11 protein-coding genes are annotated in these 12,482 nt (G+C 52.9%); 9 read left to right on the forward strand and 2 right to left on the reverse strand.

What is annotated here, in order from left to right; genetic code table 11:
* Positions 1-49 precede the first annotated feature (49 nt).
* Both gppA and rhlB read right to left on the reverse strand, forming a co-directional pair.
* Positions 50-1,540, reverse strand: coding sequence for a guanosine-5'-triphosphate,3'-diphosphate diphosphatase (gppA, locus tag EYY67_RS20700; RefSeq protein ID WP_131694295.1), 1,491 nt, complete (start codon positions 1,538-1,540; stop codon positions 50-52).
* A 6-nt stretch (positions 1,541-1,546) separates the two neighbouring features.
* The gene (gene rhlB, locus EYY67_RS20705) at positions 1,547-2,839 is read right to left on the reverse strand and encodes an ATP-dependent RNA helicase RhlB (RefSeq protein ID WP_119822797.1); all 1,293 of its coding nucleotides are present in this window, start codon (positions 2,837-2,839) and stop codon (positions 1,547-1,549) included.
* 117 nt (positions 2,840-2,956) lie between these two features.
* On the opposite strand from rhlB, the gene trxA reads away from it, so the two are divergent.
* The 9 genes from trxA to rffC all read left to right on the forward strand — a co-directional run bounded on the left by trxA (position 2,957) and on the right by rffC (position 12,478).
* Positions 2,957-3,283, forward strand: a complete 327-nt coding sequence (gene trxA / locus EYY67_RS20710; protein WP_013577537.1) for a thioredoxin TrxA — start codon at positions 2,957-2,959, stop codon at positions 3,281-3,283.
* A 414-nt stretch (positions 3,284-3,697) separates the two neighbouring features.
* Positions 3,698-4,957 (forward strand): transcription termination factor Rho, encoded by a 1,260-nt coding sequence (gene rho / locus EYY67_RS20715; RefSeq protein WP_013577536.1) that lies wholly within the window; start codon positions 3,698-3,700, stop codon positions 4,955-4,957.
* A 292-nt stretch (positions 4,958-5,249) separates the two neighbouring features.
* Entirely contained in the window at positions 5,250-6,335 is a 1,086-nt protein-coding gene (wecA, locus tag EYY67_RS20720) for a UDP-N-acetylglucosamine--undecaprenyl-phosphate N-acetylglucosaminephosphotransferase (protein WP_095924181.1), read from the forward strand.
* Positions 6,336-6,383: 48 nt separating this feature from the next.
* Entirely contained in the window at positions 6,384-7,436 is a 1,053-nt protein-coding gene (gene wzzE, locus EYY67_RS20725; protein ID WP_095925245.1) for an ECA polysaccharide chain length modulation protein, read from the forward strand.
* Positions 7,433-8,563 carry a non-hydrolyzing UDP-N-acetylglucosamine 2-epimerase gene (gene wecB, locus EYY67_RS20730; protein ID WP_095924182.1) on the forward strand — a complete coding sequence of 377 codons (1,131 nt, stop codon included), beginning with the start codon at positions 7,433-7,435 and terminating at the stop codon, positions 8,561-8,563. The genes wzzE and wecB overlap by 4 nt, the downstream gene beginning before the upstream one ends.
* Positions 8,560-9,822 carry a UDP-N-acetyl-D-mannosamine dehydrogenase gene (wecC, locus tag EYY67_RS20735; protein ID WP_095924183.1) on the forward strand — a complete coding sequence of 421 codons (1,263 nt, stop codon included), beginning with the start codon at positions 8,560-8,562 and terminating at the stop codon, positions 9,820-9,822. Before wecB ends, wecC begins: the two co-directional genes overlap by 4 nt.
* The gene (rffG, locus tag EYY67_RS20740; RefSeq protein WP_207391109.1) at positions 9,813-10,886 is read left to right on the forward strand and encodes a dTDP-glucose 4,6-dehydratase; all 1,074 of its coding nucleotides are present in this window, start codon (positions 9,813-9,815) and stop codon (positions 10,884-10,886) included. Before wecC ends, rffG begins: the two co-directional genes overlap by 10 nt.
* A 34-nt stretch (positions 10,887-10,920) precedes the next feature.
* On the forward strand, positions 10,921-11,802 hold the full coding sequence (gene rfbA, locus EYY67_RS20745; RefSeq protein WP_095924184.1) for a glucose-1-phosphate thymidylyltransferase RfbA: 882 nt from the start codon (positions 10,921-10,923) through the stop codon (positions 11,800-11,802).
* Positions 11,780-12,478 carry a dTDP-4-amino-4,6-dideoxy-D-galactose acyltransferase gene (gene rffC, locus EYY67_RS20750; protein WP_131694297.1) on the forward strand — a complete coding sequence of 233 codons (699 nt, stop codon included), beginning with the start codon at positions 11,780-11,782 and terminating at the stop codon, positions 12,476-12,478. The genes rfbA and rffC overlap by 23 nt, the downstream gene beginning before the upstream one ends.
* The last annotated feature ends 4 nt before the right edge of the window (positions 12,479-12,482 follow it).

Here is a 12,482-nt window from a genome sequence, read left to right on the forward strand (position 1 = left end):
GCTGATCACTCAGGCCTCTGCTTTTTTTTATGGTTTACAGACCAACGCGTTACTGTTCTTCGACAAACAGCGGCCAGTGGACATAACTCTGCCAGTGACTTTCCTGCTCTAATTCTTCTGCGCGCAGCGGATGCTGTTCCAGCCAGCCCTGCGGCACAATCACGCTCAGTTCATCATCATTGGCGCGCAAACGCACCGCAGGCAATGTGTCGTCGCGACGGCGGCTGGCAAAGATAATCGCCAGTCGCAGAATGCGACAAAGACGCTGTGCCTGACGCGGTGGCACGGCGTTTTGCTCATTGAGCAACGGGATGTCCAGAGTGTTGTTCTGGTTTTGCAAAAGCGTCGCCAGCAGTTTTTTCTGTGCCGGTGTGAAACCCGGTAAATCCAGATGACGGATCAGATAAGCTGCGTGATGGGGTGCTTTCTTAAAATCGACACTCAGCCCAATTTCGTGGATCAGGCAGGCGCTGTTAAGCAGTTCGCGTGCCCGTGCATCCAGCTTCCATTCCTGCGCCACCTGCAAAGAAAAGTTCTCGGCGAGCTGTGCCACGCGCTCGGCCTGCTCGTTATCCAGCAGGTAGCGGCGTTGCAGATTACGCAGCGTACGCTGGCGGATATCCTGTTCGATAGGCAAATGCAGCATGCCGTAAACCAGACCTTCGCGCAGCGCGCCGCCCGCCAGTGTCATCATTTCGATGTTCAGCGTTTTGAAAATGGCGATCAGAATAGAGAGTCCGCTCGGGAAAACCAGCGCACGTTCGAGAGTCAGACCTTCAATCTCCAGCTCTTCCAGCTTGCCGCATTGAATGGCGCGCTGTTTGAGTTGCTGAAGTTTAGGTAGCGTGATGCGTTCGTCCATACCTTGCGCGACCATGATTTCCTGCAAGGCCTGCACGGTCCCGGAAGCGCCGACACAAATCTGCCAGCCATTGGCAATCAGCTCTGGTGCCACAGGCAGGATCATATCGATTGCCGCCTGCTCGGCCTGATCGAAGTTTTCTTTTGCCAGATTGCGGTCGGCAAAATAACGTTCCAGCCAGGTGACGCAGCCCATCGACAGACTGAAAAGCGTAGTGGCTTGTGCGCCGACGCCGGTCACCAGCTCGGTGCTGCCGCCGCCAATATCGACGACCAGACGTTTATCCGGGCCGCCCGTTGTGTGGGCAACGCCGTGATAAATCAGACGTGCTTCTTCTTCGCCGGTAATGACCTGAATCGGACAGCCGAGGATTTCCTGCGCTTTGCCCAGAAACTCGTCGGCATTGCTGGCCAGTCGCAACGTTGCGGTGGCCACGACACGGATCTGATCGCGCGGGATATCCTGCAATCTTTCAGAAAACAGCTTCAGGCATTGCCAGCCCCGTTGCATCGCTTCCTGAGAAAGCAGGTTATGTTTATCCAGACCGGCTGCCAGACGCACTTTGCGCTTAATTCTGGCGAGGGTCTGGATACTGCCTGCCACCTCACGCACCACCAGCATGTGAAAGCTGTTAGAACCCAGATCAATCGCTGCATACAGTGAGGTGGAACTTAGCATAGGTTATCAGCCCGGACGTTTACGGTTGCTACGTGGTGCACTGCTGCGACGTGAAGACGAATTGCTGTTGCGACGCGGGCCGTTACCGGTGCGCGTGCGGGCAAGACGTTTTGCAGGAGGCAAATCAGTTAACAGCGCATCGCTGTTGTATTTACTGACCGGAATGCTGTGACCGGTGTAAGTTTCAATCGCCGGCAGATTCAGGGCATATTCTTCACAAGCCAGGCTGATGGAATGGCCACTCAGACCCGCGCGGCCAGTACGGCCAATACGGTGAACGTAATCTTCACAGTCGTCAGGCAAGTCGTAGTTAAAGACGTGCGTCACGGCAGGAATGTGCAAGCCACGGGCAGCAACGTCAGTCGCGACCAGAATGTCCAGCGTGCCTTTGGTGAAGTCTTCCAGAACGCGCAGGCGTTTTTTCTGTGGGACATCGCCGGTCAGCAAGCCAACGCGATGACCATCGGCAGCCAGATGGCCCCAGACGTCTTCACAGCGGTGTTTGGTATTGGCGAAAATAATGCAGCGATCTGGCCATTCTTCTTCAATCAGCGTCTGCAGCAGGCGCATTTTTTCTTCATTTGAAGGGTAGAACAGCTCTTCCTGAATACGGTGACCGGTTTTTTGTTCCGGTTCGATTTCGATCGATTCGGCATTATTCATGTTTTCAAACGCCAGCTCTTTCACACGATAGGAAAGCGTTGCTGAGAACAGCATGTTCAGGCGTTGATTAGCAGGTGGCATCCGGCGGAACAACCAGCGGATATCTTTGATGAAGCCCAGATCGAACATACGGTCTGCTTCATCCAGCACCACCACCTGAATCGCGCCCAGGTCGATGTGGTTCTGTTTGGTGTAATCGATTAAACGGCCAGTGGTTCCGATCAGGATGTCCACGCCGCTTTCCAGCACTTTAAGCTGTTTGTCGTAACCGTCGCCGCCATAGGCCAGACCTAATTTCAGCCCGGTTGACTCAGATAATGCTTCGGCGTCGGAATGGATCTGCACCGCAAGTTCGCGGGTAGGTGCCATGATCAAGGCACGCGGCTGGTTAGTCTTACGACCTTCCGCAGCAGGGTGAGAAAGCAGATAATGGAAAGTAGACGCTAGAAAAGCCAGCGTCTTGCCGGTACCGGTTTGCGCCTGACCTGCAACATCACGCCCAGCGAGCGTGATTGGCAATGCCAATGCCTGAATAGGAGTGCAGTAATGGAAGCCTTTCTTTTCAAGGGCTTCTACTGCCAGCGGGTGCAGGGCGAAGTCGGAAAACTTCTGTTCGGTCAAGTGTGTTTTGCTCATAGTGTGGTAGAATATCAGCTAACTATTGCTTTACGAAAGCGTATCCGGTGAAATAAAGTCAACCTAATGTTGGTTAATGCTACATCAACAAGGTAAAGATAATCCTTTGGAGTAAACATGAGCGATAAAATTATTCACCTGACCGATGACAGTTTCGACAACGACGTATTGAAAGCCGAAGGGCTGGTGCTGGTCGATTTCTGGGCAGAGTGGTGCGGTCCATGTAAAATGATCGCTCCGATTCTGGATGAAATTGCCACTGAGTTCGAAGGCAAGCTGACCATCGCAAAACTGAATATCGATGAAAACCCAGGTACTGCACCTAAATACGGCATCCGTGGTATTCCTACCCTGCTGTTATTTAAAGGCGGCGAAGTCGCAGCAACTAAAGTTGGCGCACTGTCGAAAGGTCAGCTGAAAGAGTTCTTAACAGCTAATCTGTAATTGGTCGGGATGACCAAAGCCAGGTGTTTAGCGGGCTGCCGTGTTTTTCACATTGTCCGCTAGACGCCTGTCAAGAAGCATGCTAAGTTTAGACTTACTGCAAATAGAGCTTACCTGTAGTTTGATTCTTACGTTTTACTCTGTTGTGTCAAAAACATCTGCCTGATAGTTTCTTTGAATAATAATTAAATTGAACTGGCACTGTGCTTGACCATCTAACGGTTTTAACAAAATCGGCTTTAAGACACCTTCAATATCAGCACTGCCCCTCAAGAATCGCCCGCGAGCGACTACCTGCGGCTGGATTTTCGGGCTGTTATTTAAGTGTCATACAATAAACAGGCATGGATGACCCTGCCATACCCATTCACGACAGATGTTCGAGACATACCCCGAGTTTAAGAACCCACCATTATGAATCTTACCGAATTAAAGAATACGCCGGTCTCTGACCTGATTGCACTCGGCGAAAATATGGGACTGGAAAACCAGGCCCGCATGCGCAAGCAAGACATTATCTTTTCAATATTGAAGCAGCATGCGAAAAGCGGAGAAGACATCTTCGGTGATGGCGTACTGGAGATATTGCAGGATGGATTTGGTTTCCTCCGCTCCGGAGACAGTTCCTACCTCGCAGGCCCCGACGACATCTACGTATCTCCAAGCCAAATCCGCCGCTTCAACCTTCGCACTGGCGACACTATTTCCGGTAAAATCCGCCCACCTAAAGAAGGTGAACGTTATTTTGCCCTGTTGAAAGTTAACGAAGTTAACTACGACAAACCAGAAAACGCCCGCAGCAAAATCCTGTTCGAAAACTTAACCCCTCTGCATGCAAATTCACGTCTGCGTATGGAACGTGGTAACGGTTCAACAGAAGATTTGACCGCTCGCGTACTGGATCTGGCCTCCCCAATCGGTCGCGGCCAACGTGGTCTGATTGTGGCTCCGCCGAAAGCCGGTAAAACGATGCTGCTGCAAAATATCGCGACCAGCATTGCGTACAACCATCCTGATTGCGTACTGATGGTTCTGCTGATCGACGAACGTCCGGAAGAAGTGACCGAGATGCAGCGTCTGGTGAAAGGTGAAGTGATCGCTTCCACCTTTGACGAACCGGCATCCCGTCACGTTCAGGTCGCCGAAATGGTGATCGAGAAGGCGAAACGTCTGGTTGAGCACAAGAAAGACGTGATCATTTTGCTGGACTCCATTACCCGTCTGGCGCGTGCCTACAACACCGTGGTGCCTGCGTCCGGTAAAGTCCTGACCGGTGGTGTCGACGCCAACGCCTTGCACCGTCCGAAACGTTTCTTCGGTGCAGCACGTAACGTGGAAGAGGGCGGCAGCCTGACCATCATCGCGACCGCACTGGTCGATACCGGTTCTAAAATGGATGAAGTTATCTATGAAGAATTTAAAGGTACCGGCAACATGGAATTACACCTGGCGCGTAAAATCGCTGAAAAACGTGTTTTCCCTGCGATCGACTACAACCGCTCTGGTACCCGTAAGGAAGAGCTGTTGACCACGTCCGAAGAGCTGCAAAAAATGTGGATCCTGCGCAAAATTATTCACCCGATGGGTGAGATTGATGCGATGGAATTCCTCATCAACAAGCTTGCTATGACCAAGACCAATGACGACTTCTTCGACATGATGAAACGTTCGTAATTTGGTGTAAAAGTCAGACAAACGCCACGCACAGTCGTGGCGTTTTTTGCTTTTGGTAGCTACCATAACGCTACTTTGGCGAGATCATCAGGTTATTCGGATAATAGCTGATGGTTTTTCCATTGCCCTTTCTCTATCGTGTCGGCAAATTGCCCGGCAATAGGGCAACAGATAAGGTATTGCCTGAGACAAAACCATAACTGTCACCATAGGATGTGTTGCAAGGCTATGAAGTTAAAAACTTTTTTGCTCTCAAATCCACGCACCTTATTTTTGCAGAGATCTCTTAACTGTGAATTTACTCAATATGAGTACTGAACTCGTCTTCGTTTTCCTGTTTTCATTCCTGTTTTTATTCGTCGCCAGGAAGATGGCGAATATCATCGGTCTGGTCGATAAGCCCAATTACCGCAAGCGTCACCAGGGGATGATCCCACTGGTCGGCGGCATTTCTGTGTACGCAGGGATCTGCTTTACCTTTTTGATCACGGATTACCGCATTCCTCACTCTTCGCTGTATCTGCTGTGCGCCGGGTTGCTGGTATTTGTCGGTGCGCTGGATGACCGCTACGATATCAGTGTCAAAATTCGTGCTCTGGTGCAGGCCGGTGTGGCTGTTGCGATGATGAGTTGTGCCAATCTTACCTTGCGCAATCTCGGGCATATTATCGGCCCGTGGGAAATGCTGCTGGGGCCGTTTGGTTATCTCTTTACCCTGTTTGCTGTCTGGGCCGCGATAAACGCCTTTAATATGGTGGATGGTATCGATGGCCTGCTTGGCGGCCTGTCTTGCGTCAGTTTTGGCGCGATGGGTATCGTGATGTATGACAGCGGGCACATGGAACTTGCGTTGTGGTGCTTCGCCATGATTGCCGCCACCTTGCCGTATATCTTGCTGAACCTGGGGATTCTGGGGCCGCGTTATAAAGTCTTTATGGGGGATGCGGGCAGCACATTGATAGGTTTCACAGTCATCTGGATCTTGTTGCAAAGCACGCAAGGCGAGTCACATCCGATGAATCCGGTGACCGCACTCTGGCTGATTGCGATCCCCCTGATGGACATGATTGCTATCATGTACCGTCGTCTGCGTAAGGGCATGAGCCCGTTTTCGGCCGATCGTCAGCATATTCATCATCTGATCATGCGCGCCGGTTTTACTCCCCGTCAGGCCTTTGTTTTGATCACCTTATCAGCGGCGATACTGGCTGCTATCGGTGTTATTGGTGAGCATCTTTCCTTTGTGCCTGAGTGGGTCATGCTTATCCTGTTCTTCTTCGCATTCCTGCTTTACGGGGTTTGCATAAAACGCGCCTGGCGTGTTGCGCGGTTTATTAAACGGATAAAAAGACGCTTTCGTCGCTCGACCGTTTGTTAATCTTTCTCTCTTTTATGCAGGGGCAAACTGGCTGTGGATAAACCAGAAATGATAAGAAACCAGAACGAACATACCATCGAGAATGAACTTGATATCCGTGGCCTGTGTTGCACCTTATGGAAAGGGAAATTCTGGATCGCAGGTCTGGCAATACTGTTTGCTTTAGTGGCGCTTGGGTCGACTTACCTGATGAAACAGGAGTGGAGTTCCACGGCGATCACCGATCGTCCTACCGTGAATAACCTGTCGTCCTATTTCTCTCAGGCACAGTTCCTGCGCAATTTAGATATACGTAATGCGCCGCAGTCCGACAACAACCGTCCGCCCATCTCTGAGGAAGCGTACAATGAATTTGTCATGCAACTGGCTGCCTACGATACCCGTCGTGACTTCTGGATGCAGAGCCCGTATTACAAACAGCGTCAGGAAAATGATCCCCGCGCGGATGCAGTGTTGCTGGATGAGCTGATTAACGACATTCAGTTCACCGCCCGTGACGACGCGAAAGTACCCAATGATATTGTCAAACTGACCGCTGAAAACGCCCCGGATGCCAATAAACTGTTGCGCCAGTATGTGAATTTCGCCAGCGCCCGTGCCGCACAGCATTTATATGACGAGCTGGAAGGCGCATGGGCGGCGCGTACGCAGTCCATGAAAGCGCAGGTGAAGCGTCAGGAAGAAGTCGCGCAGACTATTTTCAAACGTACAATGAACAACACTGAGCAGGCGCTGAAGATTGCTCAGCAACAAAATATCACTAAAAGCGTGACGGACACGCCTGCCGAAGAACTGCCTGATTCCGACATGTTCCTGCTGGGAACGCCGATGCTGAAAGCGCGGTTAGAATTATTGCAGGCTTCCGGGCCGGGGTATGATCTGGATTACGATCAGAACCGGGCGATGCTGTCGACACTGAATGTCGGCCCGACACTGACGGCGAAATTCCAGACTTACCGTTATCTCAGAACCCCTGAAGAGCCGGTGAAACGCGACAGTCCGCGCCGGGCCTTGCTGATGATCATGTGGGGCATTGTCGGCGGTTTAACCGGTGCAGGCGTTGCGCTGACCCGCCGTAAAAACAAGAGAAACACATTGTGAAAGTGTTGACGATTTTCGGCACCCGTCCGGAGGCCATTAAAATGGCGCCGCTGGTGCATGCGTTGTCGCAGGATGCGGCCTTTGAATCCCGGGTGTGTGTCACGGCACAACACCGTGAAATGCTCGATCAGGTCTTGAGGCTCTTTGAAATCACCCCGGATTATGATCTCAATATCATGAAACCGGGGCAGGGGCTGACAGAAATCACCAGCCGGATCCTGACCGGCCTGAAGCCTGTTTTAGACGAATTCAGACCCGACGTGGTGCTGGTGCATGGTGATACGACCACCACCTTATCGGCCAGTCTGGCAGCCTTTTATCATCAGATCCCGGTCGGGCACGTTGAAGCGGGTTTGCGTACCGGCGATCTGTCCTCGCCATGGCCGGAAGAGGGCAACCGTGTCTTGACCGGCCATCTGGCAAAGTGGCACTTTGCGCCCACCGAAAATGCCCGGACCAATTTACAGCGGGAAGGCATTTCTGCTGACGGCATTTTTGTCACCGGGAATACGGTGATTGATGCGTTGCTCTGGGTGCGTGACCGCGTCAAAAATGACACTTCACTGGCGCAGCAACTGGCTGAAAACTATCCCTTCCTTGATGCGGCTAAAAAACTGATTTTAGTGACCGGCCATCGTCGCGAAAGCTTTGGCGGTGGATTTGAACGGATTTGCTCGGCGCTGGCAGAAATTGCCCGCCAGCATCCGGACGTACAGATTGTGTATCCGGTGCATCTCAATCCGAACGTCAGCGAACCGGTAAACCGTATTCTGCAAGGCATTGATAATATTATTCTGATCGACCCGCAGGATTACCTGCCGTTTGTGTATCTGATGGATAAAGCCTGTCTGATCCTGACGGATTCCGGCGGGGTGCAGGAAGAAGCGCCCTCGCTGGGCAAACCTGTGCTGGTCATGCGGGAAACCACGGAGCGGCCGGAAGCCGTTGATGCGGGAACTGTCCGGCTGGTGGGAACCGATCCCGCGACAATCGTCGAGGAAGTCAACCGACTGCTGAACAATGAAGATGAATACAACAGCATGAGCCGGGCGCACAATCCTTACGGCGACGGGGATGCCTGTCGCCATATTCTTGACGCACTGAAAAATCATTGGGTAGCACAATGAGTTTTAATACTATTTCTGTCATCGGGCTGGGTTACATCGGTCTGCCGACTGCCGCGGCTTTTGCATCTCGCCAGAAAAAAGTGGTCGGCGTGGACATCAGCCAGCACGCGGTTGACACCATTAACCGTGGCGCGATCCATATCGTTGAACCCGATCTCGACCTGCTGGTGAAGCAGGCCGTGGACGCGGGTTTTTTGCATGCAGTGACCCGTCCTGAACCTGCCGATGCTTTTCTGATCGCCGTCCCGACGCCGTTTATGGGCGATCACCTGCCGGACATGAAATTCGTTGAGTCCGCAGCGCGTTCCGTCGCGCCAGTGCTTAAGAAAGGCGATCTGATCATTCTGGAATCGACATCGCCGGTCGGCGCAACGGAGCAAATGGCCGCATGGCTGGCCGAAGCGCGCCCTGATCTGCGCTTCCCGCAACAGGCTGGCGAACAGGCTGATGTCAATATCGCGTATTGCCCGGAGCGTGTTTTACCGGGGCAGGTGATGGTTGAGCTGATTAAAAATGACCGCGTGATCGGCGGCATGACACCACTGTGTTCGCAACGTGCCAGCGAGTTATACAACATTTTCCTCAAGGGTGAATGTGTCATCACCAACTCCCGTACTGCTGAAATGTGCAAGCTGACCGAAAACAGCTTCCGCGACGTCAACATTGCTTTTGCCAATGAACTGTCACTGATTTGTGATGCGCAGGGAATCAATGTCTGGGAGCTGATCCGTCTGGCAAACCGTCATCCGCGTGTGAACATTTTGCAGCCTGGACCGGGCGTGGGCGGTCACTGCATCGCGGTTGATCCGTGGTTTATTGTGGCGCAAAACCCTGAGCTGGCGCGGATTATCCGCACCGCGCGTGAAGTGAATGACAGTAAACCACACTGGGTGGTGGATCGCGTGAAAGCGGCGCTCGCCGATTGCCTCACGACAACCGGCAAACGTGCCGCCGAGATCAAAATCGCCTGTTTTGGTCTGGCGTTTAAACCGAATATCGATGACCTGCGCGAAAGCCCGGCAGTCGAAGTCACACACCTTATTGCGGACTGGCACGCCGGGGAAACCTGGGCCGTTGAGCCTAATGTTCAGCAACTGCCAGCCTCCCTGAACGGTAAAGTCACCCTGCATACGCTTGATGATGCGCTGAAAGAGGCCGATCTGCTGGTGATGCTGGTCGATCATCAGTCGTTCAAAGCGATCCCTGCCGATCACATTGAGCAATCATGGATTGTGGATACCAAAGGGGTATGGCGTTGAAAAAAATACTGGTCACCGGCGGAGCAGGCTTTATTGGCTCTGCGGTCGTCAGACATATCATTCAGAGCACAGCGGATAAGGTTATCGTTGTCGATAAACTGACTTACGCCGGAAACCTCGATTCATTAGCGGAAGTCTCAGACGATCCCCGTTATGCCTTTGAACAGGTGGATATTAATGATCGGCCGGCGCTGGATGCTGTTTTCTCCCGCCATCAGCCTGATGCCGTGATGCATCTGGCGGCTGAAAGTCATGTCGACCGCTCTATTGACGGTCCGGCGGCCTTTATCGAAACGAATGTGGTAGGCACTTATCAGTTGCTGGAAGCGGCTCGTCAGTACTGGCAGACCCTGCCGGAACCCGCGCGGCAGGCATTCCGTTTCCACCATATTTCTACGGATGAAGTGTTTGGCGATCTGGAAGCAACCGATGCACAGTTCACCGAAACAACGGCTTATGCACCAAGCAGCCCTTACTCTGCGTCTAAAGCGGCCAGCGATCATCTGGTGAGGGCGTGGCTACGCACCTACGGGCTGCCGACATTGGTGACCAATTGCTCCAACAATTACGGCCCGTACCATTTTCCTGAAAAATTGATCCCGCTGGTGATCCTCAATGCATTAGCCGGTAAACCTCTGCCGGTGTATGGCGATGGCGGACAGATCCGCGACTGGCTTTATGTTGAAGATCATGCGCGCGCGTTATATCAGGTTGTGACGGAAGGTGGCGTGGGCGAAACCTACAATATCGGTGGTCATAACGAGCGTAAAAATATTGAGGTCGTCAGGGGCATTTGTGAACTGCTGGAAGAACTGGTGCCGCAGAAGCCCGGTCACCTTGCGCATTACCGCGATTTAATCACATTCGTTAAAGACCGGCCGGGGCACGATCTCCGTTACGCGATTGATGCAGGCAAAATTGAGCGTGAACTGGGATGGAAACCGGCAGAAACCTTCGAAACGGGTTTACGTAAAACGGTGATGTGGTATCTGAATAATCAAACCTGGTGGCAGCGCGTTCAGGACGGCGGCTACCGTGGTGAACGTCTGGGTCTGAAGGACTGATGTTTACTCTGCAAGGTTCAACGGAGGATAAGCGATGAAAGGCATTATTTTGGCCGGTGGCTCTGGCACCCGGTTGCACCCGATCACGCGTGGCATGTCGAAACAGCTGTTGCCGATTTATGACAAGCCGATGATTTATTACCCGTTATCTGTGCTGATGCTGGCAGGTATCCGCGATATTCTGATTATCACTACGCCGGAAGATAAACCTTTCTTCCAGCGTCTGCTGGGCAATGGGGAAGAATTTGGTATCAGGCTGACGTATGCCGAGCAGCCAAGCCCGGATGGCCTGGCACAAGCTTTCCTGATTGGCGAAGAATTTATTGATGGTCAGCCGACTTGTCTGGTGCTGGGCGACAATATCTTCTTTGGTCAGGGTTTCAGCCCGAAACTGCGCTCGGTCGCTGCCCGTGATAAAGGCGCAACCGTCTTTGGTTATCAGGTGATGGATCCTGAGCGTTTTGGCGTTGTGGAGTTCGATGACGATTTCCGGGCTTTATCTATTGAAGAAAAACCAGCGCATCCGAAATCCAAATGGGCCGTCACCGGTTTGTATTTCTATGACAATCAGGTGGTGGATTTCGCCAAACAGGTTAAACCTTCCTCACGCGGCGAACTCGAAATTACCTCCATCAACCAGATGTACCTCGAAAGCGGCGAACTGTCGGTCGAGTTACTGGGCCGTGGCTTCGCCTGGCTGGATACCGGCACCCATGACAGTCTGATCGAAGCCAGCTCGTTCGTGCAGACCGTTGAAAAACGTCAGGGCTTCAAAATTGCCTGTCTGGAAGAGATTGGCTGGCGTAATGGCTGGTTAGACGATGAAGGCGTAAAACGCGCCGCCCGGACGTTGGCAAAAACGGGTTACGGGCAGTATTTACTGGATTTGCTCCATGCGCGTCCACGGCAATATTGAGCCGCTGGGCTGGGAGAGCGATTTCTTTCAGCTTAAAAGCGCCCGCCTGACGCCGGATGCTTCTGCGCCGGAAATCACGCCGCAGAGGCTGGATCAGTATGCGCTGGTGCAGGCGAAAGTGGATGCCGGTGAGACAGACACACTGGACGCACTTTCTGCGCTGGGTTTCCGGCTGGCAGAGGGCGAGACGGACGTTTGTGTGCGGATCGGGCCTTCCGATCTCGGGCTACCGGCGGGACGCCTCGCGGTTCCGGAGGATATGCCCGAGGTGGCCGCGATTGCCCGTCAGGCATTTCGCTTCAGCCGTTTTCGCTCGCCCTGGTATCAGCCCGAAGACAGCGGCCGCTTTTATGCGACGTGGGCGGAGAAAGCCGTATCAGGCACGTTCGACCATCTTTGCCTGTGGGTTGATGATGAGCAGGGCAACAGTCTGGGTTTTGTGACGCTGCGAACGCTGCCCGATGGCGAAGCGCGTATTGGTCTGCTTGCCGTCCGGCCTGAATGTCAGGGACGGGGAGCGGGCAAAAAATTAATGGCGGCTGCGAAAAAATGGTCTGCTGAACAGGGCGTGTCGCGTTTATATGTCGCCACGCAAACCAGCAACCTCGCGGCCTTAAATCTTTATCTCGCCAGCGGTGGCACCGTCACCGGCACGGCATATTGGTTGTACAGGTGAAACG

The organism is Rahnella victoriana, assembly GCF_004330295.1.
Taxonomy (GTDB): domain Bacteria; phylum Pseudomonadota; class Gammaproteobacteria; order Enterobacterales; family Enterobacteriaceae; genus Rahnella; species Rahnella victoriana.

Bases quoted from the DNA above. Each gene is read 5' to 3' on its own strand.
- gppA (WP_131694295.1), bottom strand. From the start codon at position 1,540: ATGCTAAGTTCCACCTCACTGTATGCAGCGATTGATCTGGGTTCTAAC.
- rhlB (WP_119822797.1), bottom strand. From the start codon at position 2,839: ATGAGCAAAACACACTTGACCGAACAGAAGTTTTCCGACTTCGCCCTG.
- trxA (WP_013577537.1), top strand. From the start codon at position 2,957: ATGAGCGATAAAATTATTCACCTGACCGATGACAGTTTCGACAACGAC.
- rho (WP_013577536.1), top strand. From the start codon at position 3,698: ATGAATCTTACCGAATTAAAGAATACGCCGGTCTCTGACCTGATTGCA.
- wzzE (WP_095925245.1), top strand. From the start codon at position 6,384: ATGATAAGAAACCAGAACGAACATACCATCGAGAATGAACTTGATATC.
- wecC (WP_095924183.1), top strand. From the start codon at position 8,560: ATGAGTTTTAATACTATTTCTGTCATCGGGCTGGGTTACATCGGTCTG.
- rffG (WP_207391109.1), top strand. From the start codon at position 9,813: ATGGCGTTGAAAAAAATACTGGTCACCGGCGGAGCAGGCTTTATTGGC.
- rfbA (WP_095924184.1), top strand. From the start codon at position 10,921: ATGAAAGGCATTATTTTGGCCGGTGGCTCTGGCACCCGGTTGCACCCG.
- rffC (WP_131694297.1), top strand. From the start codon at position 11,780: ATGCGCGTCCACGGCAATATTGAGCCGCTGGGCTGGGAGAGCGATTTC.